The sequence below is a fragment of the Alcaligenes sp. Lyrl_28 genome (genome assembly GCF_051948705.1).
GTDB classification, from domain to species: Bacteria; Pseudomonadota; Gammaproteobacteria; order Burkholderiales; family Burkholderiaceae_B; genus Alcaligenes; species Alcaligenes ammonioxydans.
Genome location: NZ_JAYJLG010000004.1, coordinates 143429 through 167982 on the forward strand (window position 1 = coordinate 143429; position 24554 = coordinate 167982).

Here is a 24554-nt window from a genome sequence, read left to right on the forward strand (position 1 = left end):
AGAACGACATGGAAATTCGCCAATTAGAAGCTTTTGCAGCTGTGATGTCCGCAGGCAGTGTGACTGCTGCCGGTCGACTGTTGGATCGCTCACAGCCTGTAGTCAGCCGTCAGATCCAGGAGCTGGAGCAGGAGTTGGGCTTCCGGCTCTTTACCCGTACCCGCCCGCAGGTCACCCTGACGGAACAGGGACGGGAGTTTTATCTGGAAGCCCGGCCTGTGCTGATGAACCTGGAAGTGCTGCAAAGCCGTGCGCTGGAAATCGCCCGCGGGGGACTGCGGCCCCTGCGTATCGTGGCCACTCATGCCATGGCGATGGGTTTGTTGCCTCAGGTCTTGGGCATCATGGAGCAGCACGATCCGGCCTTCAAGCAAAAGCTGATGATTGATACCGTCAAGCCGGAGGAAGTTGTTCAAGCCATCGACGAAGGGCGGGCCGATCTGGCCGTGACCAGCCTGCCTTTGGATATTGATGGCTGTACCCTGCATTGGTCAGGGCAAAGCCCCTGTTTGCTGGGCATGGCGGTGAACCATGCATTGGCCAGTCAAGACCTGGTCCGGCTCAGCGATATTCAGGGCACTCCCCTGATTTCCGTTCAGAATCGTCATCGCTTACGCCATACCCTGGCGACCGCTTTGTTGCGTGCCAGTCCGGAGGCTCCCGAAGATATTCGTCATATTGAGGTGGCGTCCTCGCTGGAAGGACTGGTGCTGGCCAGCCAAGGGGTGGGAGTGTCCCTGATTGATCCGTTCACTGCGCATGGCCTGCCTCTGCCCAACGTCGTGCTGCGCCCGATTGATATTCACGTGCCCTACATGGTTGGTGTGGTGTCTTTGCGGTCGCGGGAGTTGCGCCCCGATGCACAGCGCCTGGTTGAAGCCATGCGGCAATATGTGCTGCAGTTCATCCCGCGTTTTGTGCTGGGGGACGATACGGGCCTGCCAAGCACGCAGGACCCCTTTGATTCACTGTAATCAGCTGCGTAGCGCGGGCAGGCAGATCCGCCTGCTGCGCGTCCGGCTGCCATGGCATTAGCAAGCCATCGCGTACGACAACGCTTTCAGCTTCATGCCCAGACCGACCTTAGCCTTCACCCAACGCTGGCGTTGTAGTGAAGGGCGTGCGGCGAAACTGGCGATGTAGCGCGTCGGCGGCGGCCGTGTCTGCCCCGTGTTCCCTCATGTGCTTCCGGTAGAGGTGACTGGCAGCGATGCAAAAAGCGCGTGTGTTGCTGCGCCCAAGCGGGTGTCGGGACGAGCCTGGTCAAAAATGACATCGAAGTGATTGCGTCCTGGCATTTCGATGGGCGGCAGATATTGGGCGCCCTGTGCTTTCAGCAAGTCAGCAAACGCTTGGCTCTGGCGCTTGAACTCCGAGGTTTCGATTTCTCCCCAGCCGATGAGGGTGGGTGGAAAACCTGTCAGATCAAGCAACTGGGGGCTGACCGCCCGTGCGCTTGCCGCGTCCAGGGACAGTGCATCATTGATGCTGGTGCCTATCAAGGGTTGAAGGTCGTAAATGCCAGACACCAACACGGCCGCTGCCGGCGTTCCCAAAGGCAAATCAGCATCATCCTCCCACCCACGCAGACAGCACATGGCTGCCAGATGCGCGCCGGCAGAACTGCCGGAAACGACCATGCGTTGCGGGTCAAAGCCCAGTTTGTTGCCATGTTGATGCAGCCAGCGCAGTGCCTTGCGGCATTCCAGCACCATGTCATGGACGCAGGCTTGTGGTGCCAAGGTGTAATCAAGGGCGGCAAAGGCGATGCCAGCTGCCGTGCAGTCTGGGGCCGAGAACGATGAGGATGCTTTGGAAAGCTCCTGCCAGTAGCCGCCATGTATAAATAGCAGCAGGGGCGGGAGCGATTCCGAGTGCGTGCCCGCAGGCAGAAAGAGGTCGAGCTTATGCGCAGCAGCGTCGCCATAAGCGAGCTCGACATGGTGGGCACTGCCGACCAGAGCGGCTTTGCTCAGTGTGGCGTACTGCTCAATGTACGGCGCATAGTTGCCACCGATACAAGAGCTGGGCGAGTATTCACGCTCGCGATCTTGCGGCGAAAAAACGGGGTTGGGTATCTGTGTCACAGCGCAGTCCGCACAGTCCAGATTTCGGGGAACAACACGACATCCAGCATTTTGCGCAGGTAGCTGACCCCTCCCGTCCCACCTGTGCCGCGCTTGAAGCCGATAACGCGTTCAACCGTGGTGACATGACGGAAACGCCAAAGCCGGAAGGCGTCTTCAATGTCGGTCAGTTTCTCACCGAGCTGGTACAGATCCCAATGCGCATGAGGGTCACGGTAAACCTGTAACCAGGCGGCTTCCACTTCCGCATTGGCCAGGTAGGGCTGGGTCCAGTCGCGGTCCAGGTAGTTGGCGGGGATAGCAAAGCCCTGACGGGCCAATAGTCGCAATGACTCGTCATAAAGCGAGGGGGCGCGATAGGCAGCATCCACCTGGCGGAGCAGATCCGGCCGGTGTGCATGCGGTTTGAGCATGGCGGCGTTCTTGTTGCCCAGGGCAAACTCAATGCAGCGATACTGCGCGCTTTGAAAGCCGCTGGAGCTGGCCAGATAGGGCCGCATGGCGGTGTACTCCGGCGGGGTCATGGTCGAGAGCACGGTCCAGGCGCTAACCAACTGCTCCATGATGCGCGAGACACGTGCCAGCATCTTGAAGCTGTCGGCATAGCGGTCGGCAGCGACCGCTGCGGTAGCGGCGTTCAGTTCGTGCAGCATCAGTTTCATCCAGAGCTCGCTGGTCTGATGCTGAATGATGAACAGCATTTCATCGTGGGCGGGCGAGAGCGGGTGCTGGGCGCCGAGCACCTCATCCAGATGCAGGTAGTCGCCGTAGCTCATGGACTGGCTGAAATCCAACTGCGCTTTTTCTTCCGCAACAATGCGTTCTGTCTCGCCGACTCCCTTGTCAGCCGATGCGTTGGAGGCATTCATGTGTTCTGTTCCCGGTATGTTAATAATGACCCGAGCGACAGTGTGATCAAGTCGCCTGAGTCGGCAGAAAACCAAAGTCGCGTTGCGCGCCAGGGGGAGTGGGCCCCGCATCATGCCCGAAAGTCTCCATGAGCGGCAGGATGCGCTTACCCGAACAAGCGGGCTTAGGGGCAGAGACGCAAAGTGTCTGTGGTTTCATTATTTCATCCCACTTAGATTTATGCGTTGATCTTATTTATTTAAGAGGGTTGCGCCAAGCGGTTTTTTATACAAGCATAATTTTTTCAGTAAAAATTAAAAAACAGGTTTTTTTATGCATATAGAACTGGATGAGGTGGACTACCTTTTGTTGGCCGAGCTGCAGGCAAACGCCAGGCTTACCACGAGCGAGCTGGCGCAAAAGGTGGGGATATCCCAATCGCCTTGCTGGCGTCGGATTCGGCGCATGGAAGAGGCGGGACTTATTGCCGGCTATCAGGCGCGGCTGGACCGTCGTGGCCTGGGTTACGGGGTGGTGGCGTTTGTCAGTATCAGTGTCGACTTTCAGAACGAAGCGCGTTCGGTGCAGTTTGTGGAGGCGGTACGCGACATACCGGAGGTGGTGATGTGCCATGGCATTGCCGGACCGGCTGACTTTTTGCTCATGGTGGTGGCCAAAGACCTGGATAGCTACTCGGAGCTGCTGCAGCGCAAGCTGCATCGCCTGCCTGGGGTTCGGCAGGCGCAGACCAGCTTTTCCCTGCAGGAATTCAAAGGACTTAACGAGCTGCCGATTCCGTTATTGACGCGCCCCTCGGTCTGAGGCAAGTACCCCCCTTATCGAGGCAAGCCTGTCTGCCCATTTTGCTTGTTCTGCCTGCTTGGGCGATGCGCCTCTGGCCGGATGCCGCATTTTCAGGCATATACTTGATGCTTAAACAATTAACTTGAATCGGGCGTGAAAGCTCGACCTTACGTGGGAGGCAGCCTGCATCATGCGGCTCAATGTTCAGGATTTTCAGCTAGCGGCCCGGCGCCGTCTGCCCGGTTTTGTGTATGACTATGTTGCCGGCGGGGCAGAGGATGAGCTGTGTCTGGCTCGTAATCAAGCGGATTTGCAGACGATGACCTTATCGCCGCGCAGTTTGCGGGACACATCGGCCATCTCGACCAGCATAGAGGTTTTTGGACGGCGGTGGTCGGCTCCTTTTGGGGTGGCGCCGGTGGGCCTGATTGATGTGGTGCGTCCTGGCGGGGACGTGCTGGCAGCGCGCGCCGCTGGCAAGGCAGGCTTGCCCTACATTTTGTCTACGGCCTCCAACAGCGCCCTGGAACACGTGCGAGAGGCTTGTGACGGGCCGTGCTGGATGCAGTTATATGTCATGCAAGACAGGGGGATGGCCAATTCCATTTTGGATCGTGCTCGTCAAGCTGGTTTTGAGGCGCTGGTGTTGACGGTAGACGTGCCGGTCGGTGGGTACCGGGAGAAAGATATACGTCATGGCTTTAAGCTACCTTTTCGCCCCGGTCCCCGTTTACTGCTGGATATGGCTTTGCAGCCACGTTGGTTGTGGCGGCAGGCATTAGCCGGACAGCCCCAGTTCGTCAATCTGATGCCGACGGAAGGGGCCAGCTCCGCCCAGGCGCAGGCAGCCCTGTTGGCTAGAAGTATGGACCGCAGCCTGGTGTGGAACGACGTAGCGTGGCTGCGCTCCAAATGGGATGGCCCTGTACTGGTCAAAGGCGTGCTACATCCAGAAGACGCGCGTCAGGCGCTGCGTCATGGTGTGGATGGCTTGATTGTCTCCAATCACGGTGGCCGCCAATTGGACTGTGCGCCATCCACAATCAGTGTGCTCCCGCAGATCATGGCGATCGTCAACTCGCAGATCCCGGTGTTCATCGACAGTGGTTTCCGGCGGGGTTCGGATGTTGCCAAAGCGCTTGCCTGCGGTGCGACGGGCGCTTTTTTTGGCCGAGCGATTGCCTACGGCTTGGCCCAAAATGGTGAGCAAGGGGTTGCGACCGTGCTCAGCCTGCTGACTCAGGAGCTGGAGCGAACCATGACATTGCTGGGAGCGGGGTGTCCCGCGGATCTGGCCGAGTGTCTGGTCCCGACGGCAGAGTAAGGCAGGATAGGGCGGCATACAGGAATCACTGCCGATTCACCTCGAGAAGTTTGTTTTCCTGGCGAAAGTTGGTCACCACAGTCAGGTCTTGTTTGCGGAAGATCTCCTGCCCAAGCAGCCAGAGAATACCGAGCATGCCCCCTGATAAGCCCCCCAGAATGACAATTAGCGCACGCATAGGCTTGTCACGCTTTAAGGGAAGGGTAGGGGGACGTTGAGTGAAATATAAAAGGCTGTTGACTTTATAGTGTCGCAGCGGTTCAAGTTGCTCAAGCTCCCGCTTGATCTCAAAGTAATTAGGCGGGTAAATAATAGGTGATCTGGCCCAGGTCTCAAGTTCAGCGCTCAGGTACTTTTCACCGAGCATGAATAGGCGTTTGCTATCGCTAAGCTCAATGACGGTGGCCCCTTCCGTCTGTCTGGCAACGATATAGTCCTTGATGCCGGCAAGTTTGGCTGTATGCAGGGCGGCCTCCAGATTTTCAATGCTGTGCTGGCGGTCCGTCATCAGCTTGAATTCAATGTTGTGAAGATCCGTTTGTCGAGACAGTATCTGGGCATTGAGCTGGTCGTTGAATTCTTTATCGACTTGTTCAAATGCCAGTGCGTTTACCCAGTCCAGATAGCCGTTCAGCACTTCCTGGGCCTGCTCTGCGCTGGTCGCACTAAAGGAGAACCTGTAATAGGGCGCAATGACATCATGCTCAGGGGCCTTGATCTTGAGCTGATCTACCAGTTCCAGCAGTAAGAGGCGGTCGGCTCTCTGGTCGCCTGTCAGCTGTTGTTTGTAGTAATCGGTCTCACTCAGGTAGGCCCATTGGTTTCTGGAAATGGCAGCTTGTGTGACAAATGCACTAAATAGCAAGGAGCTCAGTGCATGCGTGTCAATGGTCTGGTTGCCTGTCACTCGCGCCATGGCGCGACGTTGGTCCAGGTAAGCGCTGATTTGTTCTACGCGTGGTGCGCTGACGTACGCCACGGATGTCCATTGTTCTTTGGCAACAAGGGCATAAATGGTGGCTAGTACGACACCGGCGAAGAAGAAACGCAGAAATAGGGCGCGCTTTTCCCAAAACCTTCGAAGAAGCTGTACCAGATCTAGCTGGCCGTTATGTTGAGTGCTGCGTGCGTGGAGTTCTGACATTAGAAAGCAATCCTGGACTGTTTAACATTAGAAGCATTCACTGCTTTAAATTTATATAAAGGCGAACCTAATGAGGACCTATGGATGAACTTGCTATCAATAGCAGCAGGTTTTATTAGGGGTACAAACAGGTGAAAAGAATGTTATTCCTATAGAGCGTGCTGCATGCTGCCTGAAATAGCCGGTCCCCTTTTCCTAAGCAAAAATAGCGGGGCTGGGTGTGGGTCAAGCCTGGCATTTTTTTGCTTGTGAGTTTTGATGGGGATTCTTAAGTGGCTGATAGTAAAGGTTTAAAACGTAGCGGTTTGAATGTCGAGACAGCAGAACAAGTAGGGCTTAAGAGCAGCAAGATGAGCTCTGTGTACTGAATCGAGAAAAGCATTGCTGGGATGAGGACGTAAGAAACTTTCACTAAGATTCCCAGAGGTTATTTTGAGATCTGTGAATTAATCAATAAGGACGCTATTTTTGCGTGATTGAATAATAACTCACCGTTCAAAAAAGTTGCATAAAACATTGAGTTTGTCAATTGCCTTATTATGCGGTGGCTAATAAATAAAAATGATTTAAAAGTAAAAACTGCGCATGGTTTTTATTGGTTTAATTATTGATATAAGAAATTATTAATAAATGATAAATCATTAATCATAAGTAAAAACTTAATAATAAAAACGAGTGATAAATGTCAGCTATAGACATATATCCAAATTGAAGGCGCTGCAGTAATGAAATGGTATGGCGGACTGGGCTCGTGGCCAGGCCCAACAGACGCCCTATGAGGGCGTCGGCCTCTTTTCTTCTGGTGACTGCAGGGTGGGGGCGAGCTGAGTGGTGTCGCTTCGAGAGACAGGCTGATGGTGCCCGTAAACTATGATTGCTGTTGCTGTTGCTGTTGCTGGGCTGCTTGCCAGGCGGCGAGCCACGCCCTGCCTGGAAGTGCCGACCTAACCATCGGGGCCAGGTACTCTGGTCAGGCGCTTTGTCTGCCCGTCAGAACCAACAGCAGGCAAGAAGTAGGCAGAAAAACAGCATAAAAAAAGGGCCACCATTTCTGGTGACCCTTTTTATGCGGTAAACCGCTGATATTCGTGGTGCCGGCTAAAGGAGTTGAACCCTCGACCTTCGCATTACAAGTGCGCTGCTCTACCAACTGAGCTAAGCCGGCGAATTGATGATTATAGCCGTATTTTTTCCAAAGAAGCAATCACTAGGCACAGATTGCTAGGAGCCGAAGTGTGAAAACGGGGTGCATAGATAGGTTCTGGTTATAAGGGCATGATGAAAATGTCGTTTTAAATGCCTTTTTCCCTACTCATAATTTGATCTATCCAAGCTGTGCTTATATAGATAGCACGCGATTGAACATGAATGCCGCGCCTGGAAGGTTGCGTCAGGGAACTGTGGGGAACACCATGAAATTGAAGTCTGTTGTTGGCTCTGCCTTGTTGTTGGCCTCGTTGTTGGGAGGTACAGCCAGTGCCCAGGTTACGTTGTTGAACGCCTCGTTTGACGTGGCGCGCGAAACCTTTGCGGCGATCAACCCCAAGTTTGTCGAGCACTGGAAAGCGACTACAGGCCAAGACATCAAGATTGACCAGTCGTTTGCCGGGACCTCCCGTCAGGCCCAAGACATTATTCAAGGCAAGAAAGTTGATACCGTCACCTTTAACCAGGTAACCGATATTGAGTTCCTGGCCGAGCGCGGCGCAGTAGCCAAGGATTGGGCCCAGCAGTTCCCCAACAACAGCTCCCCTTACTACAGCACCATCGCCTTTTTGGTGCGCAAGGGCAATCCCAAGAACATTCAGTCTTGGGATGATCTGGTGCGCGATGATGTGAAACTGGTATTCCCTAACCCCAAGACCTCGGGCAATGCACGCTATACCTATCTGGCTTCCTGGCTGTATGCCAACGAGGCGTTCGGTGGCGATGAGGCCAAGATCAAGCAGTTCGTGGCTAAGGTGTTGGGCAATGTAGAGAGTTTTCCCACTGGCGGTCGGGGCGCGACCGTGGCTTTCGCACAGAACGGCCAGGGCGATGTGCTGCTGACTTTTGAGTCCGAAGTGCTCAACATTGCTGGCAGCGAAGAGTTCAAGGGCAGCGAGCTGGAAGTGGTGGTGCCTCCTGTCAGTGTTCTGGCCGAGTTTCCCGTGGCGGTGGTTGATCGGGTAGTGGATCAGAAAGGCACGCGCAAGGAAGCGACCGAGTACCTGAAGTTTCAGTACACCCCCGAAATTCAGCGCTTGCTGGCCGGCTTTAACTATCGGGTGACGGACCCGGCGGTTGCCAAGGAATTCGAATCCAAATATGCGCCCGTCAAGCTGATCAATCCCACCGACGTTCTGGGCCCCTGGACTGAGATTCAAAGCCGTCACTTTGCCGCTAACGGGGTATTGGATCAGTTGCTGGCGAAATAATTCATGAGCCGTACTCTTGTGGGCGAAGCGCAGGCTTCCGGGGTGAAGACTGCGCTAAAGCCCCTCTTTTTTTTGCATCGCCCCGTTATGCCGGGTTTTGGGCTGAGTTTTGGCTTTAGCGTCCTGTACCTGTCCATTATCGTGCTTTTGCCTTTGTCGGCCCTGTTCATGTACGTCAGCGACATGAGCCTGGCCGATTATTGGCGCGCAATCACTGACAAGCGCGTTGTCAGCAGTTACCAGGTCACGGTCAGTGCCGCCTTTTATTCCACCGTGATCGCCAGTGTGGTGGGCTTTATCATCGCCTGGATCATTACGCGCTTTGAGTTTCCAGGGCGTCGGCTGATCGACGCCTTGGTGGATTTGCCCTTTGCGCTGCCGACGTCTGTGGCTGGCTTGACCCTGGCAACCCTGTTTGTGCCGGGCGGCTGGTTTGGCCAGTTCCTGCCGGAGGGCTGGAAGGTCGCTTATCAATACCCCGGTATTGTTCTGGCCATGACTTTTACCAGTTTGCCCTTTGTGGTGCGCATTGTGCAGCCTGTCATTGAGGAACTGGGTGCGGAGTACGAGGAAGTCGCCCATACACTGGGTGCGAGCGGGTGGCAGACCTTTAGCAAAGTCGTGTTTCCGCCTTTGATTCCTGCCTTGGTGACGGGAGCCTCGCAAGCTTTTATCCGTAGCCTGGGAGAGTTTGGCGCCGTCATTATGATTGCGGGCAATATTCCTTTCAAAACCGAAGTTTCATCTTTGATGATTTTTGTGCGCTTGCAAGAGTTCAATTACCCGGCGGCAGCGGCGATTGCCTCGGTGATCCTGATCGCTTCCCTGCTGCTGCTGTTTAGCCTGCAGCTGGTGCAGAATCGCCTGTTAGGCTGGCAGCGGAGGGCGTCATGAGAAAACCACCTAAGAGCCTGGCAGACCGCTTGATCCTGACGGTGGGCATCGGGCTGGTGCTCGGCTTGCTTGTTGTTCCCTTGGTGCTGATTTTCTCCAAAGCGCTGGGTGATGGCTTGCCCGCTTTGTGGAGCAATCTGCAAGAGGACTATATGCTCCACGCCATCGGGCTGACCTTGTTCGTGGCGGTGCTGACGGTACCGCTGAACATGGTGTTCGGCATCTTGCTGGCCTGGTGTCTGACGCACTACCAGTTTCGTGGCCGTCGCTTGTTAAGTACCCTGGTGGACCTGCCTTACGCGGTTTCCCCGGTGGTGGCAGGTTTGTGTTACCTCGTGGTCTATGGGGTAGAGTCGTCGCTGGGGCAGTGGTTAAGCGCACGGGATATTCAGTTGATGTTTGCCTGGCCCGGGATCTTGATGGTGACCATCTTCGTGACGACCCCGTATGTCGCCCGTATTCTGATCCCCGTCATGCAGGCTCAAGGTTCGGATGCGCAGGCGGCCGCCTTAAGTCTGGGGGCCAATGGTTGGCAAATCTTCTGGCACGTTACCTTGCCGGATATCAAATGGGCGCTGCTGTACGGCGTCGTGCTGACCAATGCGCGAGCTATTGGCGAATTTGGTGCGGTATCTGTTGTGTCGGGCACCATCATGAACCAGACCTTGACCCTGTCCTTGCTGGTCGATCAGCTCAACAATGATAACAAGGCGGCTGCGGCCTTTACCGCGGCTGCACTGCTGGCGGTATTCGCTATTGTGTCAGTGATGCTCAAGAGCCTTCTGGAGTGGCGTGTGGCCGCTGGACGCCGTCGTAATCAGGCTGAGGCGGTGCAGCAAGGCTAAGGGGCGAGCGCGGCGGTCGTAGCGTCTAACCGGACGTAGTGCCAAAAACATAGAGCCCCATGCGGGGCTCTATGTTTTTCTGCGTCGACCTCGCCTTACTTGACGATCTTGAGGTGCGAAACCTTGTCAGCGTCTTTTTTGGCAGTGGGTGCTTCTGTTGTCGTTTCAGGAGCGACAGCAGTTGGTGCGTCGCCTTGTGGGTAGGGCTCGGACTCCATGACTTCAAAACCCATGCCGGCACCGGTTTCACGTGCGTAAATGGCCGAGACGGCGGCTACAGGCACGAATATGTCTTCCGTCACGCCGCCAAAGCGTGCCTGAAATTCAATGTACTCGTTGCCCAGAATCAGGCCGTTGGTGGCCAGATGGCCAATATTCAGGGTGATTTGACCATCCTGAATATGGCCTCGCGGGACGACGGTATTAGCATCCACCGTCACCACGATATGAGGAGTGTACCCGTGGTCTGAACACCATTCGTGCAGCGCGCGCAACAGGTAAGGCTTGGTCGAGGTTTCTTGCATAATCGATTAGCGACGCATGACTTTTTCGGAGGGAGTCAGTGCTTCAATGTAGGCCGGACGCGAGAACACGCGTTCGGCATACTTTTGCACCGGAGCAGCGCTCTTGGGCAGTTCAATGCCGTAGTGGTCCAGACGCCAGAGCAAAGGAGCGATCGCCACGTCCAGCATGGAGAACTCTTCACCCAGCATGTACTTGTTCTTGAGCAAGATGGGCGCCAGTTGGGACAGGTGATTGCGGATTTGCTGACGGGCCTGTTCCTGGGCCTTGGCATCGGCATTGCGACGATCCTCCAGAGCCGCCACATGCACAAACAGTTCCTTTTCAAAGTTGTACAGGAACAAGCGTGTGCGGGCACGCATGGTGGGATCTGCGGGCATTAGCTGTGGATGGGGGAAGCGCTCATCAATGTATTCATTGATGATGTTCGATTCGTACAAGATCAGGTCACGTTCTACCAGGATTGGCACCTGTCCGTAGGGGTTCATGACGGCGATATCTTCAGGCTTGTTGTACAAGTCGATGTCGCGGATCTCGAAATCCATGCCTTTTTCAAACAACACGAAACGGCAGCGCTGTGAGAATGGGCAAGTTGTTCCAGAGTAGAGCACCATCATGGTAGGAGATTCCAGTCGTAGAAATAAAAACAAGAGCCTCACGGCTCAGGATTCAAAACCCTGCAAGGGGTTTTAACAATAAAGAGCCGGGCAGACTAGTCAAGCCTGCCCGTCTAGCATAGCGTTTTACTTGATGTCTTTCCAGAAAACGCTGTTCAGTCGCCATGCAACGGCAAAGAACAAGAGCAGGAACAGCATCACGCCCACGCCGATCTTTTTGCGCTCCAGTTGCACAGGTTCGGCCATCCAGTCCATAAAGTTGGCCAGGTCAGCCACATCGCTGTCGTATTTGGCAGCGGCCTTGGCGTTAACGGGCTCAAGCTTGACGGTGTCAGTCGCGTGGCCCGTGTAGTCGGCCAACACTTCTTTCTTGACGTTGGAGAAGCCGGCAGGATCGTAGGTGGCGGTGGTCTTGACCCATTCCTTGCTGCCGTCATCCTTGGCTTCCTGAGCCACGGTAGTGCGGTTCATGGTTACCCCACCCTGGCGCTCCCACAGCGCGTGAGGCATCCCCACGCTTGGGAAAACCAGGTTGTCCCAGCCTGTTGGGCGCGAGACGTCACGGTAGAACGTGCGCAAGTAGGTGTAGATGTAGTCTGCGCCGCTGGGGCCCAGGTTGGTGGACTTGGCACGGGCAATCACGGACAGGTCTGGTGGGGCTGCGCCAAACCATTTCTTGCCCATTTCAGGGGTCATGGCGATCTTCATCAGATCACCCACCTTGTCCGAGGAGAACAGCAGGTTCTTTTTGATGTCCTCTTCAGTCAGGCCGATCTCTGTCAGCTTGTTGTAGCGCATGGAGTTGGCGCTATGACAGTTCAGACAGTAGTTCACAAACAGTTTTGCGCCATTTTGCAAGGCCGCCATGTCATTCATGCGGTCGGGCGCGCGCTCCAGGGCATAGCCACCTCCGGCGGCACCAGCCACCGTGCAGGTAAGGGACAAGGCCAGAGCGCCAAGCAGTTTTTTAATCATGGTCATTCCGTTTCGTGTTGGGGGCCTAGTGAGGGCGGAAAGTCACGCGATCAGGTTCGGGTTTGAACGTACCCATGCGGCTCCATACTGGCATCAGCAGGAAGAAAGCGAGGTAGATCACCGTACCGATCTGGCTCAGCAGGTTGAACAGGTCGTTCGGGGCCTGCGTGCCCAGGTAACCCAAGATCAGGAAGTTGATGATGAAAATCGCGTACAGCACTTTATGCCAGGTAGGACGGTAGCGAATCGACTTCACAGGCGATTTATCCAGCCAAGGCAGGAAGAACAGGATCACGACCGTACCGCCCATGGCCACCACGCCCCAGAACTTGGCGTCAATGACACGCAGCAAAACGGCAACAGCAATCAGGATGGCCGGTACGGCCAGGCGCCAGATACCGGGCAGCTTGCCCTTGACGAACAGCACCAGAGCGCCCAGCACGGAAGCACCGGCCAGAACCCAGGTAAAGTCGGCGGTCGTTGCGCGCAGCATGGAGTAGAAAGGCGTGAAATACCAGACCGGCGCAATGTGCGGAGGCGTCTTCAGTGCGTCGGCGGGGCTGAAGTTGTTGAACTCCAGGAAGTAGCCGCCCATTTCAGGGGCAAAGAACACGATCGCAGCGAACACGATCAGAAAGCCTGCCACGCCCAGAATGTCATGGACGGTGTAGTAGGGGTGGAAGGGAATGCCATCCAAAGGACGACCTTGAGCGTCTTTGGGGCCTTTCTTGATTTCCACGCCGTCGGGGTTGTTGGAGCCGACTTCGTGCAGGGCGATCAGGTGAGCGACCACCAGACCCAGCAGGACCAGAGGCACAGCAATCACGTGCAGAGCAAAGAAGCGGTTCAGGGTGGCGTCGGAGACCACGTAGTCGCCACGGATGAAAATAGCCAGGTCAGGACCAATGAATGGAATGGCCGAGAACAGGTTAACAATCACCTGGGCACCCCAGTAGGACATCTGGCCCCAGGGCAGCAGGTAGCCCATGAAGGCTTCAGCCATCAGACAGAGGAAAATGGCGACGCCAAAAATCCAGACCAGCTCACGTGGTTTGCGGTACGAGCCGTAGAACAGGCCGCGCAGCATGTGCAGGTACACCACCACGAAGAACATGGAAGCGCCGGTGGAGTGCATGTAGCGGATGATCCAGCCGCCTGGCACTTCACGCATGATGTATTCGACCGACTCAAACGCCAGCTTGGCATCGGGCTTGTAGTTCATGACCAGGAAAATACCGGTCACGATCTGAATAACCAGCACCAGCAGTGCCAGAGAGCCAAAGAAGTACCAGAAGTTGAAGTTCTTCGGCGCGTAGTATTCTGACATGTGCTCTTTGTACATGGATGTCAGGGGGAAGCGCCTGTCAATCCATCCCAAGAGTCCTGTCGTTTCGACGGTTTTCTCGCCAGCCATGAAACGGCTCCTTTATCTTTTTAAATAGTACGTATTGGGTTGCAGCCGCCTTAGGCCTTGTTGTTTTCGTCCACGCCGATGGTGACCATCATGCCGTCGGCCGAGAACTCATAAGGCGGGATCTCCAGATTGTCTGGAGCGGGCTTGTTGCTGTAGACGCGGCCGGCCAGGTCAAACGTGGAACCGTGGCAGGGGCACAGAAAACCACCTTCCCAACCACCAGGCAGACCCGGGCCAGCGCCGGCGGCCAGATGCGGAGTAGGGGAGCAGCCCAGGTGGGTGCAAATACCGATACAGATAAAGATTTCGGGGCGACGCGAACGGTATTCGTTCTTGGCGTACGCGGGGGTGTAACCGGGGCGATCCGAGTCAGGGTCGGCCAGCTGGCTGTCCAGCTTGGGCAAGGCGTCCAGCTGCTCTTGGGTACGGTGCAGAATCCAGACCGGTTTCCCGCGCCATTCCACGGTGCGCATCTCACCGGGGGCGATGCTGGAAATATCGACCTCTACGGGAGCGCCGGCCGCTTTTGCTTTCTCGGAAGGAGCAAAGGAGCTGACAAAGGGAACAGCTGTCGCCACACCAGCGACACCACCTAATGCACAGGCGGTGGCGACCCAGGTGCGGCGCGAAGGATCGGGCGGAAGGTTGAGATCAACCGCGCCTCTGGCATCGGGCTGTGTCGTATTCTGACTCATTCTAGTATCCTTATTCCTGCCCGACTCGGGCAATACCACAATTTACGGATTTGGGCCTGGGTATATTATTCAACCGCACATTATACGCTTTACCCAGCGCAGCATAACTTGATCAAAGGTGAACATATGAACAAGGCTCGAGGTTTTCTTAACGAATTCCGGGAGTTCGCCGTTAAGGGCAACATGATGGACCTGGCGGTCGGTGTCATTATCGGCGCTGCCTTCGGCAAGATTATCGACTCGCTGGTAAAAGACATCGTCATGCCCGTCATCAGTTTCATCCTTGGCGGCGAGGTGGATTTTACCAACCAGTTCACGGTCTTGCGTACACCAGAGGGCTATACCGGTCCTCAAACCCTGGAAGCTTTGAATGCGGCGGGGGCCGTTGTTTTGTCCTGGGGTAACTTCCTGACCATTTTCATCAACTTCATCTTGCTGGCCTTCGTGGTGTTTTGCATGGTCAAGATGGTTAACCGCATGCGTGCCACGGTGGCCAAGGCTGAGGCTGCTGAGGCCGTACCCGAGCCAACCCCTGAAGACGTGCTGTTGCTGCGCGAGATCAGGGATTCGCTGAAAAAATAAAAGCCCAAACTTATCAAAGCTTTAAGGTGCCTTTCGGCACCTTTTTGTTTATGTAAACCGACCGGCGGGGTCAAGTTCGCCCGCGCCGGTTGCCTGATTTTAGCCTTTCATGGGCTGGGCTTGTCTAGCCATGCGAGTCTTTAAAGCTTGTTCAAAGTCATATGTACCGGTTTTTGCTCCGGTCAGATCGGGTTGTCCAGGTCGATGAACTCTACGGCGATGCCAAACTGACGGGCAATTTCCTCTCCCAGGGCTTTAGCACCATACCGTTCGGTCGCATGATGCCCTGCGGCCATGAAGGCAATATCGTTTTCCTGAGCACTATGGAAGGTTTGTTCCGACGCCTCGCCGCTGATGTAAAGATCGGCTTGTGCTGCCACGGCGCTTTCAATAAAACCTTGCGCACCCCCAGTACACCAGGCCACGCGGCGTATTTTCCGTTGTAAATCACCAACAATCAGAGGTTTGCGTTGTAAATTATTGCAAACTGTCAGGCCGAATGTTTCCAATGAAACGGGGGTTGGCAATTCGCCCAGCCAGACCAGTCCATCTGGACCACAGGTTTGGGGCAGGCCGTTTGCGTCACGCAGGACCTCAATACCCAATTGCCGGGCTAATTGAGCGTTGTTGCCGAACTGGGGATGGGCGTCCAGGGGCAAGTGGTAGCCCAAGAGGTTAAGCTGATGCGACAGGACGCGTTCGATACGAGTTTTTCGAGTGCCCACAATGCACGGATTTTCGTTTTTCCAGAACCAGCCGTGGTGCACCAGAATAGCGTCCGCCTGGCGGGCAATAGCGGCGTCAATCAGCGCCAGCGAGGCTGTCACCCCCGTGACGAGTTTGCCAATATAGGGCTTGCCTTCGACCTGGAGTCCATTGGGACAGTAGTCCTTGAAGCGGGCGATATCCAAGGTGCTGTTGAGCCAGTCGGTCAGCTCGGCCGTTGAAACCTGAGTCATGGAATTCCTTATCTGAAAGAGTGCTATGCGTCGATTGTGGCTAGTGTTTGCTCAAGCGGTAACGATCTGTCTGGCGGGCTTTTTTATTGTGGTGACGCTGCGACCTCAATGGCTGGGAGCCCCACAGACACCGGCCCGTGATACGAGCAGGGCGGTGCTGCCTGCGCCGGCCCCCGTCGTTCAGGCGCCTGTTGCTCAGGAAGGCCGCGTGTCGTATGCCTTGGCGGTAACCCGTGCCGCGCCTGCTGTCGTTAATGTGTACACCAGCAAGCATTTGGAAGGCAATTCTCCCTTGTTGGAGGACCCTGATTTGCAGCGTCTGTTCCGTGAACTGCCTGATCTGATGGGACGACGTTCCACCATCAACCTGGGTTCGGGCGTGATCGTACACGAACAGGGCTATATCCTGACCAATTACCACGTGATCGAGGCGGCGGATGCGATAGAGGTGGCTTTGTCCGATGGCCGTCAGGCCAGGGCCCGCCTGATTGGTTCGGACCCGGAAAGTGACCTGGCCGTGCTTAAGGTCGATCTGCCCAAGCTGGCGGTGATTCGCGCCCGGTCTCAGGATCAGTTGCAGGTGGGAGATGTTGTACTGGCGATTGGCAATCCCTTTGGAGTGGGGCAAACCACTACGATGGGTATTGTGTCTGGACTGGGCCGCAATCGCCTGGGCATCAATATTTACGAGAACTTTATCCAGACAGACGCGGCGATCAATCCGGGTAATTCCGGTGGGGCCCTGGTGGATGCGGCAGGCCGCTTGGTGGGCATCAATACCGCCATTTATTCCGAAACGGGTGGGTCGCTGGGAATCGGCTTTGCCATTCCCGCATCGACAGCGCTGGCCATTATGGACGAGATTATTCGTAATGGCGAAGTGACGCGGGGTTGGCTGGGGCTGGAGCCGCAGGACATCACCCCCGATCTGGTCAAGAGCTTCAAGCTGAAAAATGATGCGGGGGTAATTATCGCCAGCGTGCAGCGTCATGGACCGGCTGCCGAGGCGCATTTGTTGGTGGGGGATATTGTGCTGCGCTTGAATGGTCAGCCTGTGGCTGATTCGATTGATCTGCTCAACCAGATCGGTCCGGTGCAGCCCGGGCAAATCGTGACCTTGAGTGTGCTGCGCGAGGGCAAGGAACTGGATGTCCCCGTCAAGGTTGGTATGCGGCCGCAAGTGCGCAAATAAGGAGGGAGGCTACGGCTTCCCTTGCATGAGGGGCGCTTAGGCCGGAGGGGAGTCGCTCAGAGCGTCTGGGCGCTGCTTTCCTGGTGGGGCCTCTGGGTCGCCGCGGCTTTGCCATGATGCATACGGGCTGCCCATCGGCCTGACGCTCCGGTGTGGGTATGAGGTGGCTATAAAAAAATGGCTCTCTTGCCTTGCCCTGTCCGGGGCCGCACGGAGAGCCATATTTTTGGGTCGGGGTGATGCAGGGATGTCCTGTCCTGTGGTACGCCTAGGGGCTTACAGGTCCAGCTCCCGACTTTCACTGCTTTCTGTTTCCCGTTTCTTGATCAGGCTGGCGGCCAGGATGCCTAATTCGTAGAGCAGGCACAGTGGCGCTGCCAACAGAAGTTGACTGACCACATCGGGAGGCGTCACGATGGCGGCAATCACGAAGGCGCCCACGATGACGTAGCCACGGATTTCACGCAGCTTGGCCACCGTGACCACCCCGGTTTTTACCAGCAGGATAACGGCGATAGGCACTTCAAACGTAATGCCAAAGGCCAGGAACATCGTCATGACAAAGCCCAGGTAGGCTTCGATGTCAGGGGCGGGCGTGATCGATTGCGGGGCAAACGACGCGATGAAGTGAAAGACCGTGCGAAATACGACGAAATAGCAAAAGGCCATCCCGGCGATGAACAGCAGCGTGCTGGTCATGATCAGGGGCAGAGCCAGTTTCTTCTCGTGGTTATAGAGGCCAGGGGCGATAAAAGCCCAGGCCTGGTACAGCACGATGGGCAAGGCCAGCACAAAAGCGGCCATCAAGGTGACCTTGACCGGCACCATAAAGGGGGTGATGACCCCGGTGGCGATCATGCGGGTCCCTTCTGGCAGGGAGCTCATCATGGGCTGGGCCAGCACATCATAAATGGCTGAGGCGCCCGGATAAGTGAACAACACAATAAATATCCCTACCACGGCGATGACTGCGCGCAACAAACGTGTGCGCAGCTCGACCAGGTGGGAGATAAACGTATCTTCTTGAGGCGTTTCGGTGCTCATGCCGTTGGTCCTTTAGAGGGTTGGGCGGGAGCATCCGTAGGACGGGGAGCGTCGTCACTGGCCGGCGTATGAGGCGCTGGCTGGGCGGCTGCATCCGGGGCCGGCGGCTTGATGGCCGGTTCTGCCAAAGGAGCGTCGGGCGTGGCAGGGGCGCTTTCGGACGTATCCGAAAAGGCCTTGCGTGCCGATTCCGACGCATTGTGCAGGGTATCGCGTGCTTCGGTCAGAGGCTGGCTGATGCTTTTGCCCGTGTCTTCGACCGAACTGCGTACCGAGCGGGCAGCTTCCTCCATCTGGTCTTTGAGTTTATTGACCTCATCCAGATTGATTTCGCGTTGGATATCGGTCTTGACCTCGTTGACGTAGCGCTGCGCGCGGCCAAGCAAATGGCCTACGGTGCGCGCTACTTTGGGCAGACGTTCGGGACCGATGACGATCAGGGCGACCACTCCAATCAGGAGCAGCTCGCTAAAGCTGACATCAAACATTCAGACTCACACAAGAAGGGGGTCAGGCGCGATCGGACTTTTCCTTGGCCTGAACGTCGATCGTTTGAGGATCTGCAGCACGCTGGCTGACGCTTTCGGGTGTTTTTTCTTCTTCACCCACGTCTTTCATGCCTTCTTTAAAACCCTTGACTGCGCCGCCCAGGTCCGAGCCAATGTTGCGCAGTTTTTTGGTGCCGAAAACCAGGGCGACGATGACCAGAACGATCAGCCAGTGCCAAATGCTAAAGCTACCCATAATGTATCTCCCTTAAGCAGCCATGGCTGCGCGTTGTTGCCATGGGCGCTCACCGCCCAAGATGTGCATGTGTAAATGGTTGATTTCCTGTCCGCCATCCAAACCGTTGTTGATGACAATACGGAAACCGCCTTCGGGGCCGGGGCGACAACCAGCCTGTGCGGCCAGGGAAGGTGCCAAAGCCATCATTTTACCCAACCATTCGCTATCCTGGTTCGAGACGTCCTGCATGGAGACGACGTGTTTTTTGGGAATGACCAGAATATGAACTGGAGCGGCGGGGTTGATGTCGTGAAATGCCAGAAAGTCTTCGTCCTCGTACACTTTTTTGGACGGAATCTGACCGGCAGCAATTTTACAAAACAGACAGTTCTCGCTCATAGCAACCTCGGTAGCGAAACATTCGCCAGGCGAATGCTGAAAATCTAGGTATTCGGACAGTGTAGCGCGACTAGATGACAGGATTACACCTGATCCTTAGGTCGCGAAGCTTTTTCTTCCAGGCCCGATGTGCCCTCGCGGCGCAACAGCTCTGTGAGTACATCGCGAGGCTCCAGACCATAATAGGTCAGCGCCACCAGACTATGAAACCACAGATCTGCCGTTTCGTAGACAATACGCTCGCGCTCCTGATCCTTGGCGGCCATGACCAGCTCGGTTGCCTCTTCGCCAATCTTTTTCAAGAATGCATCCGGACCTTTGGCCAGCAATTTGGCGGCGTAGGATGAGGACGGGTCACCCCCTTGAGCAGGTAAACGGGATTTCAAGGTCCGGCCAAGGTGGTCGAGAATGGTCTCGACGGTAGGTTGTTCGCTCATCGGTAAATATGCTCCGGGTCTTTCAGTACGGGATCGACCGTTACCCATTGTGCCTGATCGCTCTGGCCTTGCAGCTGACGATAAAAGCAGCTTTCCCGCCCGGTATGGCAGGCAATCTGGCCAAGTTGTTCCACGCTGAGCAAAATAACGTCGCCATCGCAATCCAGGCGCAAGTCGCTGACATGTTGCACATGACCGGACTCCTCGCCCTTGCGCCACAGACGCTGGCGGGAGCGCGACCAATACACGGCACGACCCGTGCTGACGGTCTCTTGCAAGGACTCCTGGTTCATCCAGGCGACCATCAGAATTTTGCCCGTTGCCTGGTCTTGCGCAATGGCGGGGATCAAGCCGTGTTCATCAAAGCGAATTTCAGCCAGCCAAGCCGGTAAGTCAGCCATTAGCGTCGCACCTGAATACCCTGCGCAGCCATGAATGCTTTGGCTTCGGCAATAGTGTGTTGACCATAGTGGAAAATGCTGGCGGCCAGTACGGCGCTGGCGCCGCCCTTGATCACCCCATCGGCCAGATCCTGCAGTCCACCGACTCCGCCCGAGGCAATGACGGGCACAGAGACGGCATCGGCCACGGCACGAGTCAGCTCAAGGTCAAATCCGGACTTGGTGCCGTCGCGATCCATGCTGGTCAGCAGCAGTTCGCCGGCACCGTATTCGGCCATTTTCGCGGCCCATTCCACCACATCCAGTCCGGTCCCGCGACGTCCGCCGTGGGTAAAGACTTCCCAGCGGGGAGCCTCATTGCCGGTACTGACACGACGTGCATCGATGGCGACAACCATGCACTGCTTGCCATGATGGTCACTGGCTGCACGTACCAGATCAGGGTTGCTGATGGCAGCGCTGTTGATGGAAACCTTGTCCGCACCGGCATTGAGCAGGCGCTGGATATCAGCCACTTCGCGAACACCGCCACCGACCGTCAAAGGGATGAAGATCTGGCTGGCCACCTGTTCGATGATGGGCAAAATCAGATCGCGGTTATCCGAGGTGGCGGTAATGTCCAGGAAAGTCAGCTCGTCGGCACCCTGATCGTTGTATTTGCGGGCGATCTCGACCGGATCACCCGCATCGACCAGATCCACAAAGTTGATCCCCTTGACCACCCGACCGGCGGTGACATCCAGACAGGGGATAATGCGGCAGGCTAATTCGTTGGCAGCAACCTGGCTCATGCCGGGTACTCGTCAGCAAATGTCTGTGCCTCGGCAAAATCCAGGGTGCCTTCGTAGATGCTGCGTCCCAAAATGACGCCTTCAATCCCTTCGTGCTCGACCGCGCACAGCTCTTCGATGTCTTTCAGATTGGTGACACCACCCGAAGCGATGACGGGAATCTTGACATGCTGGGACAGCTTGACAGTGGCTTCGATGTTCACGCCGCTCAGCATGCCATCACGGCCAATATCGGTATAAATAATGGATTCGCAGCCGTAGTCTTCAAATTTCTTGGCCAGGTCCAGTACGTCGTGGCGGGTCAGCTTGCTCCAGCCGTCGGTGGCGATTTTGCCATCACGGGCGTCCAGACCAACAATGATGCTGCCGGGAAAGGCGCTGCAGGCATCCTGCAGGAAACCGGGGCTTTTGACCGCGGCGGTGCCGATAATGACGTAGCTCATGCCGGCGTCCAGGTAGCGCTCGATGGTGTCCAGGTCGCGGATGCCGCCACCGATCTGCACGGGAATCTCACCGTCGACGGCTGCAATAATGGACTTGATGGCCTCGCTGTTCTTGGGTTTTCCGGCAAAGGCGCCGTTCAGATCCACCAGATGCAGGCGTCGGGCCCCTTGCTCTAGCCACTGTGTTGCTATTTTGGCCGGATCATCCGAGAAAATAGTGGCATCGTCCAGGTCACCCTGGCGAAGGCGCACACAACGCCCGTCTTTAAGGTCGATGGCGGGAATCAAAAGCATGGTCTTTAGCCGTAAAAAACGTAAGAAATACTGGGTCGGAAAAAGTCAGAAAAACGCCAGGAAGCTTTCTTGAAAAATCATGGCTTCCAGTGGGCGAAATTCCGGAACAGTTGCAGGCCGTTGTCTGCGCTTTTCTCAGGATGGCATTGCAACGCAAAAATATTAGCGTTTGCGATCGCCGAGGTAAAGCATTGGCCGTAGTGCGTCGAACCACAAGTTTGATCTATATGCAGCGGATCGACAAAGTAGCTGTGTACAAAGTAAAAGAACGCACCATCCTCAATGCCCGCCCATAAGGGATGATCCCGAGTCTGGTGGACTCGGTTCCAGCCAATATGAGGCACTTTTAATGCGGAGCCGCCGGTGTGCTCGCTGCTTTTGTAATTCGGACCTTCAAAGCGGCGTACCTGTCCGGGAATCAGGCCCAGGCAGGGAACATTGCCTTCCTGGCTGGAATCGAACAGCATCTGTTCGCCTACGCAGATACCCAGCAAGGGTTTGCTGCGGGCGGCGGCCAGCAAGGCATCACGCAAGCCGGACTGGTCCAGATGGGCCATGCAGTCGGGCATGGCGCCCTGACCGGGTAATACGACCCGGTCCGCATCCAGAATGGCTTGAGGGGTTTGAGCAAGAACAACGCGCGCCTCGGGCGAGGCGGCATGCAGTGCCCGGGCAACTGAGAAGATGTTGCCCGAACCGTAATCGACAATAGCGATAGTGGTCACGATGTGTGTCCGAAGGACGTTTACAGAACCCCTTTGGTCGAAGGCACCACGCCTTCGCTACGTGGGTCCAGCTCCAGAGCCATGCGCAATGCTCGGCCAAAGGCTTTGAACACGGTTTCGCACTGATGGTGTGCGTTTTCACCGCGCAGGTTATCGATGTGCAAGGATACCAGGGCGTGATTGACAAAGCCCTGGAAAAACTCGCGTGCCAAGTCTACATCGAACTGGCCGATTCGTGCGCGGGTGAAGGGCACAAAATAAAACAGGCCGGGACGACCGGAGAAGTCCACCACCACGCGCGAGAGCGCTTCGTCCAGCGGAACATAGGAATGTCCGTAGCGGCGCAGACCGGCCTTGCTGCCCACAGCTTTGGCAAAGGCCTGGCCCAGCGCAATGCCGATATCCTCGACGGTATGATGGTCGTCGATGTGAGTATCGCCTTCACAATGCACGTCCAGATCGATCAGGCCGTGTCGGGCGATCTGGTCCAGCATGTGGTCCAGAAAAGGCACGCCACTGTTGAGCGAGTGACGGCCGGTGCCGTCCAGGTTTACAGCCACGCGGATGCGGGTTTCGTTGGTATTGCGGGTAATCTCGGCGGTACGCATGTCAGAGCCGGCGGCAAGGCCGGTATCAGGATTGGTTCAATCGGAATTGCGCGCTGGCAGCGTGGGCGTACAGCCCCTCGCCTTGTGCCAGCGTAGCGGCTATGGGTCCCAGTGTCTGGGCGCCTGATTCTGAAACCTGAATAATGCTGCTGCGTTTCTGGAAATCGTAGACGCCCAACGGTGACGAGAAACGCGCAGTGCGTGCCGTCGGCAGGACATGATTGGGCCCGGCACAGTAATCGCCCAGCGATTCGGAACTGTAGGGGCCCAGGAAAATGGCGCCAGCATGGCGGATTTTGCTCAACAGGTCCTGGGCATTCCGGGTAGAGACTTCCAGGTGTTCTGGCGCGATATGGTTGCTGATCTTACAGGCCTCGTCCAGATCGCGGACATGGATCAGGGCGCCGCGACCGGACAGGCTGCGGCGAATGATGTCCGCACGTGGCATGGTGGGCAACAGGCGTTCGATAGCTGCCTCAACCTGGTCCAGGAAGTCGGCATCGGGACACAGCAAGATGGCCTGAGCCAGCTCGTCGTGTTCAGCCTGGGAGAACAGGTCCATGGCTACCCAGTCTGCGGGCGCGCTGCCGTCGCTGATGATCAGGATCTCGGACGGGCCGGCAATCATGTCGATGCCCACGACCCCAAACACCCGGCGTTTGGCAGCGGCGACGTAGGCATTGCCGGGGCCGACAATCTTGTCGACCGCCGGGATGGTGTCTGTGCCGTAGGCCAGAGCACCCACGGCTTGCGCGCCACCAATGGTGAACACGCGGTCTACACCACCCAGAGCGGCCGCAGCCAGCACGATGGGGTTGCGCACGCCATCGGGTGTGGGCGTGACCATGATCAACTCTGGAACGCCGGCCACTTTGGCGGGAATGGCGTTCATCAGGACTGAGGAGGGGTAAGCGGCCTTGCCACCGGGAACATACAGTCCCACGCGATCCAGGGGGGTGACTTGCTGACCCAGCACCGTGCCGTCAGGCTCTGTATAGGTCCAGGTTTCGCTGCGTTGGTGCTCGTGGTAGCGACGCACACGTTCGGCAGCCTGCTCCAGCGCCTTGCGCTGGTCGGCCGGCAAACTCTCCAAAGCGGCCAATAGTTCCGCCTTGGGGATTTCCAGCGCGCTGGCCTGTTCAACAGTCAGCCGGTCAAAGCGTTGCGTGTAGTCCAGCAAGGCCGTGTCTCCCTCATGCTGGATACGATGCAGGATCTGGGCACAGGCGTGCTCGATCGATTCGTCTTCGGACGCTTCGTAAGCCAGTAGGGTGCGCAGCTCAGCATCGAACTGGGCGGATTGGGAGGTTAGGCGATGGATCAGTGACATGTCGCAACAGGAAAAGGCTAAGGTTCAAAGGCCAGT

Annotated in this window: 28 protein-coding genes and 1 tRNA gene; 8 read left to right on the plus strand and 21 right to left on the minus strand. The window is 56.3% G+C overall.

Annotation, left to right across the window (positions count from 1 at the left end; translation table 11 throughout):
• The first annotated feature begins 8 nt into the window (after positions 1-8).
• Positions 9-974, plus strand: a complete 966-nt coding sequence (locus VF694_RS11275) for a LysR family transcriptional regulator (protein WP_003805673.1) — start codon at positions 9-11, stop codon at positions 972-974.
• A gap of 204 nt (positions 975-1178) precedes the next feature.
• Here the strand turns inward: VF694_RS11275 and VF694_RS11280 are convergent, their stop codons facing one another.
• Together VF694_RS11280 and kynA are read right to left on the minus strand one after the other, a co-directional pair.
• Complete coding sequence (locus VF694_RS11280; RefSeq protein WP_131071046.1) at positions 1179-2087, minus strand: alpha/beta hydrolase; 909 nt, start codon at positions 2085-2087, stop codon at positions 1179-1181.
• Complete coding sequence (gene kynA, locus VF694_RS11285) at positions 2084-2956, minus strand: tryptophan 2,3-dioxygenase (RefSeq protein WP_003805677.1); 873 nt, start codon at positions 2954-2956, stop codon at positions 2084-2086. Before kynA ends, VF694_RS11280 begins: the two co-directional genes overlap by 4 nt.
• Positions 2957-3269: 313 nt before the next feature.
• On the opposite strand from kynA, the gene VF694_RS11290 reads away from it, so the two are divergent.
• On the plus strand, positions 3270-3758 hold the full coding sequence (locus VF694_RS11290) for an Lrp/AsnC family transcriptional regulator (RefSeq protein WP_003805681.1): 489 nt from the start codon (positions 3270-3272) through the stop codon (positions 3756-3758).
• A gap of 172 nt (positions 3759-3930) precedes the next feature.
• The gene (locus VF694_RS11295; RefSeq protein WP_059318126.1) at positions 3931-5064 is read left to right on the plus strand and encodes an alpha-hydroxy acid oxidase; all 1134 of its coding nucleotides are present in this window, start codon (positions 3931-3933) and stop codon (positions 5062-5064) included.
• A gap of 25 nt (positions 5065-5089) precedes the next feature.
• Here the strand turns inward: VF694_RS11295 and VF694_RS11300 are convergent, their stop codons facing one another.
• Positions 5090-6208 carry an LPS O-antigen chain length determinant protein WzzB gene (locus tag VF694_RS11300; RefSeq protein ID WP_059318127.1) on the minus strand — a complete coding sequence of 373 codons (1119 nt, stop codon included), beginning with the start codon at positions 6206-6208 and terminating at the stop codon, positions 5090-5092.
• Positions 6209-7297: 1089 nt separating this feature from the next.
• Positions 7298-7373, minus strand: a tRNA-Thr gene (locus VF694_RS11305).
• A 247-nt stretch (positions 7374-7620) separates the two neighbouring features.
• On the opposite strand from VF694_RS11305, the gene cysP reads away from it, so the two are divergent.
• Genes cysP through cysW form a run of 3 tightly spaced genes read left to right on the plus strand, consistent with a single transcriptional unit; the run spans position 7621 to position 10364 of the window.
• Positions 7621-8625 (plus strand): thiosulfate ABC transporter substrate-binding protein CysP, encoded by a 1005-nt coding sequence (cysP, locus tag VF694_RS11310; RefSeq protein WP_059318128.1) that lies wholly within the window; start codon positions 7621-7623, stop codon positions 8623-8625.
• A gap of 3 nt (positions 8626-8628) precedes the next feature.
• Entirely contained in the window at positions 8629-9519 is an 891-nt protein-coding gene (cysT, locus tag VF694_RS11315) for a sulfate ABC transporter permease subunit CysT (RefSeq protein ID WP_003805388.1), read from the plus strand.
• Positions 9516-10364: a sulfate ABC transporter permease subunit CysW gene (gene cysW, locus VF694_RS11320; RefSeq protein WP_003805389.1), complete on the plus strand. Its 849-nt coding sequence runs from the start codon at positions 9516-9518 to the stop codon at positions 10362-10364. The genes cysT and cysW overlap by 4 nt, the downstream gene beginning before the upstream one ends.
• 95 nt (positions 10365-10459) lie before the next feature.
• Here the strand turns inward: cysW and VF694_RS11325 are convergent, their stop codons facing one another.
• The 5 genes from VF694_RS11325 to petA form a co-directional block, all read right to left on the minus strand.
• Positions 10460-10888, minus strand: coding sequence for a ClpXP protease specificity-enhancing factor (locus VF694_RS11325; protein ID WP_003805390.1), 429 nt, complete (start codon positions 10886-10888; stop codon positions 10460-10462).
• A 6-nt stretch (positions 10889-10894) separates the two neighbouring features.
• Positions 10895-11503: a glutathione S-transferase N-terminal domain-containing protein gene (locus VF694_RS11330; RefSeq protein WP_003805391.1), complete on the minus strand. Its 609-nt coding sequence runs from the start codon at positions 11501-11503 to the stop codon at positions 10895-10897.
• Positions 11504-11629: 126 nt separating this feature from the next.
• Entirely contained in the window at positions 11630-12484 is an 855-nt protein-coding gene (locus VF694_RS11335) for a cytochrome c1 (protein ID WP_131071043.1), read from the minus strand.
• Positions 12485-12503: 19 nt separating this feature from the next.
• Positions 12504-13892, minus strand: a complete 1389-nt coding sequence (locus VF694_RS11340) for a cytochrome b (RefSeq protein ID WP_003805393.1) — start codon at positions 13890-13892, stop codon at positions 12504-12506.
• A gap of 50 nt (positions 13893-13942) precedes the next feature.
• Positions 13943-14587 (minus strand): ubiquinol-cytochrome c reductase iron-sulfur subunit, encoded by a 645-nt coding sequence (gene petA, locus VF694_RS11345; RefSeq protein ID WP_003805394.1) that lies wholly within the window; start codon positions 14585-14587, stop codon positions 13943-13945.
• Positions 14588-14713: 126 nt separating this feature from the next.
• Here petA and mscL point away from each other — a divergent pair, with 126 nt between their 5' ends.
• Complete coding sequence (mscL, locus tag VF694_RS11350; protein WP_003805396.1) at positions 14714-15169, plus strand: large conductance mechanosensitive channel protein MscL; 456 nt, start codon at positions 14714-14716, stop codon at positions 15167-15169.
• 182 nt (positions 15170-15351) lie between these two features.
• Here mscL and VF694_RS11355 read toward each other — a convergent pair whose 3' ends face one another.
• A complete protein-coding gene (locus VF694_RS11355; RefSeq protein WP_059318131.1) occupies positions 15352-16128 on the minus strand; it encodes a Nif3-like dinuclear metal center hexameric protein in 777 nt (258 codons plus the stop codon).
• Positions 16129-16153: 25 nt separating this feature from the next.
• On the opposite strand from VF694_RS11355, the gene VF694_RS11360 reads away from it, so the two are divergent.
• Entirely contained in the window at positions 16154-17320 is a 1167-nt protein-coding gene (locus VF694_RS11360) for a S1C family serine protease (protein ID WP_301606061.1), read from the plus strand.
• A 276-nt stretch (positions 17321-17596) separates the two neighbouring features.
• On the opposite strand, the gene tatC is transcribed toward VF694_RS11360, so the two are convergent.
• The 11 genes from tatC to hisD form a co-directional block, all read right to left on the minus strand.
• On the minus strand, positions 17597-18364 hold the full coding sequence (tatC, locus tag VF694_RS11365) for a twin-arginine translocase subunit TatC (RefSeq protein ID WP_003805399.1): 768 nt from the start codon (positions 18362-18364) through the stop codon (positions 17597-17599).
• On the minus strand, positions 18361-18852 hold the full coding sequence (gene tatB, locus VF694_RS11370) for a Sec-independent protein translocase protein TatB (RefSeq protein ID WP_336579975.1): 492 nt from the start codon (positions 18850-18852) through the stop codon (positions 18361-18363). The genes tatC and tatB overlap by 4 nt, the downstream gene beginning before the upstream one ends.
• A 22-nt stretch (positions 18853-18874) precedes the next feature.
• Complete coding sequence (gene tatA / locus VF694_RS11375; RefSeq protein ID WP_003805401.1) at positions 18875-19108, minus strand: Sec-independent protein translocase subunit TatA; 234 nt, start codon at positions 19106-19108, stop codon at positions 18875-18877.
• Between the two features lie 12 nt (positions 19109-19120).
• A complete protein-coding gene (locus tag VF694_RS11380; RefSeq protein WP_003805403.1) occupies positions 19121-19489 on the minus strand; it encodes a histidine triad nucleotide-binding protein in 369 nt (122 codons plus the stop codon).
• An 83-nt stretch (positions 19490-19572) separates the two neighbouring features.
• Positions 19573-19926: a phosphoribosyl-ATP diphosphatase gene (locus VF694_RS11385; RefSeq protein ID WP_003805405.1), complete on the minus strand. Its 354-nt coding sequence runs from the start codon at positions 19924-19926 to the stop codon at positions 19573-19575.
• Positions 19923-20327, minus strand: a complete 405-nt coding sequence (hisI, locus tag VF694_RS11390; RefSeq protein WP_003805407.1) for a phosphoribosyl-AMP cyclohydrolase — start codon at positions 20325-20327, stop codon at positions 19923-19925. Before hisI ends, VF694_RS11385 begins: the two co-directional genes overlap by 4 nt.
• Positions 20327-21118 carry an imidazole glycerol phosphate synthase subunit HisF gene (gene hisF / locus VF694_RS11395; RefSeq protein WP_003805408.1) on the minus strand — a complete coding sequence of 264 codons (792 nt, stop codon included), beginning with the start codon at positions 21116-21118 and terminating at the stop codon, positions 20327-20329. Before hisF ends, hisI begins: the two co-directional genes overlap by 1 nt.
• Positions 21115-21855 carry a 1-(5-phosphoribosyl)-5-[(5-phosphoribosylamino)methylideneamino]imidazole-4-carboxamide isomerase gene (gene hisA, locus VF694_RS11400; protein ID WP_003805410.1) on the minus strand — a complete coding sequence of 247 codons (741 nt, stop codon included), beginning with the start codon at positions 21853-21855 and terminating at the stop codon, positions 21115-21117. Before hisA ends, hisF begins: the two co-directional genes overlap by 4 nt.
• A gap of 77 nt (positions 21856-21932) precedes the next feature.
• Positions 21933-22580 carry an imidazole glycerol phosphate synthase subunit HisH gene (hisH, locus tag VF694_RS11405; protein WP_059318135.1) on the minus strand — a complete coding sequence of 216 codons (648 nt, stop codon included), beginning with the start codon at positions 22578-22580 and terminating at the stop codon, positions 21933-21935.
• Between the two features lie 20 nt (positions 22581-22600).
• Positions 22601-23188: an imidazoleglycerol-phosphate dehydratase HisB gene (gene hisB / locus VF694_RS11410; protein ID WP_003805414.1), complete on the minus strand. Its 588-nt coding sequence runs from the start codon at positions 23186-23188 to the stop codon at positions 22601-22603.
• A gap of 25 nt (positions 23189-23213) precedes the next feature.
• On the minus strand, positions 23214-24518 hold the full coding sequence (gene hisD, locus VF694_RS11415) for a histidinol dehydrogenase (RefSeq protein WP_003805416.1): 1305 nt from the start codon (positions 24516-24518) through the stop codon (positions 23214-23216).
• Positions 24519-24554: the final 36 nt, after the last annotated feature.

Excerpts from the sequence above, each read along its gene's own strand:
- VF694_RS11275 (WP_003805673.1), top strand. The coding sequence starts at position 9 with ATGGAAATTCGCCAATTAGAAGCTTTTGCAGCTGTGATGTCCGCAGGC.
- kynA (WP_003805677.1), bottom strand. The coding sequence starts at position 2,956 with ATGAATGCCTCCAACGCATCGGCTGACAAGGGAGTCGGCGAGACAGAA.
- VF694_RS11290 (WP_003805681.1), top strand. The coding sequence starts at position 3,270 with ATGCATATAGAACTGGATGAGGTGGACTACCTTTTGTTGGCCGAGCTG.
- VF694_RS11295 (WP_059318126.1), top strand. The coding sequence starts at position 3,931 with ATGCGGCTCAATGTTCAGGATTTTCAGCTAGCGGCCCGGCGCCGTCTG.
- VF694_RS11300 (WP_059318127.1), bottom strand. The coding sequence starts at position 6,208 with ATGTCAGAACTCCACGCACGCAGCACTCAACATAACGGCCAGCTAGAT.
- cysP (WP_059318128.1), top strand. The coding sequence starts at position 7,621 with ATGAAATTGAAGTCTGTTGTTGGCTCTGCCTTGTTGTTGGCCTCGTTG.
- cysT (WP_003805388.1), top strand. The coding sequence starts at position 8,629 with ATGAGCCGTACTCTTGTGGGCGAAGCGCAGGCTTCCGGGGTGAAGACT.
- cysW (WP_003805389.1), top strand. The coding sequence starts at position 9,516 with ATGAGAAAACCACCTAAGAGCCTGGCAGACCGCTTGATCCTGACGGTG.
- VF694_RS11325 (WP_003805390.1), bottom strand. The coding sequence starts at position 10,888 with ATGCAAGAAACCTCGACCAAGCCTTACCTGTTGCGCGCGCTGCACGAA.
- VF694_RS11330 (WP_003805391.1), bottom strand. The coding sequence starts at position 11,503 with ATGATGGTGCTCTACTCTGGAACAACTTGCCCATTCTCACAGCGCTGC.
- VF694_RS11335 (WP_131071043.1), bottom strand. The coding sequence starts at position 12,484 with ATGACCATGATTAAAAAACTGCTTGGCGCTCTGGCCTTGTCCCTTACC.
- VF694_RS11340 (WP_003805393.1), bottom strand. The coding sequence starts at position 13,892 with ATGGCTGGCGAGAAAACCGTCGAAACGACAGGACTCTTGGGATGGATT.
- petA (WP_003805394.1), bottom strand. The coding sequence starts at position 14,587 with ATGAGTCAGAATACGACACAGCCCGATGCCAGAGGCGCGGTTGATCTC.
- mscL (WP_003805396.1), top strand. The coding sequence starts at position 14,714 with ATGAACAAGGCTCGAGGTTTTCTTAACGAATTCCGGGAGTTCGCCGTT.
- VF694_RS11355 (WP_059318131.1), bottom strand. The coding sequence starts at position 16,128 with ATGACTCAGGTTTCAACGGCCGAGCTGACCGACTGGCTCAACAGCACC.
- VF694_RS11360 (WP_301606061.1), top strand. The coding sequence starts at position 16,154 with ATGCGTCGATTGTGGCTAGTGTTTGCTCAAGCGGTAACGATCTGTCTG.
- tatC (WP_003805399.1), bottom strand. The coding sequence starts at position 18,364 with ATGAGCACCGAAACGCCTCAAGAAGATACGTTTATCTCCCACCTGGTC.
- tatB (WP_336579975.1), bottom strand. The coding sequence starts at position 18,852 with ATGTTTGATGTCAGCTTTAGCGAGCTGCTCCTGATTGGAGTGGTCGCC.
- tatA (WP_003805401.1), bottom strand. The coding sequence starts at position 19,108 with ATGGGTAGCTTTAGCATTTGGCACTGGCTGATCGTTCTGGTCATCGTC.
- VF694_RS11380 (WP_003805403.1), bottom strand. The coding sequence starts at position 19,489 with ATGAGCGAGAACTGTCTGTTTTGTAAAATTGCTGCCGGTCAGATTCCG.
- VF694_RS11385 (WP_003805405.1), bottom strand. The coding sequence starts at position 19,926 with ATGAGCGAACAACCTACCGTCGAGACCATTCTCGACCACCTTGGCCGG.
- hisI (WP_003805407.1), bottom strand. The coding sequence starts at position 20,327 with ATGGCTGACTTACCGGCTTGGCTGGCTGAAATTCGCTTTGATGAACAC.
- hisF (WP_003805408.1), bottom strand. The coding sequence starts at position 21,118 with ATGAGCCAGGTTGCTGCCAACGAATTAGCCTGCCGCATTATCCCCTGT.
- hisA (WP_003805410.1), bottom strand. The coding sequence starts at position 21,855 with ATGCTTTTGATTCCCGCCATCGACCTTAAAGACGGGCGTTGTGTGCGC.
- hisB (WP_003805414.1), bottom strand. The coding sequence starts at position 23,188 with ATGCGTACCGCCGAGATTACCCGCAATACCAACGAAACCCGCATCCGC.
- hisD (WP_003805416.1), bottom strand. The coding sequence starts at position 24,518 with ATGTCACTGATCCATCGCCTAACCTCCCAATCCGCCCAGTTCGATGCT.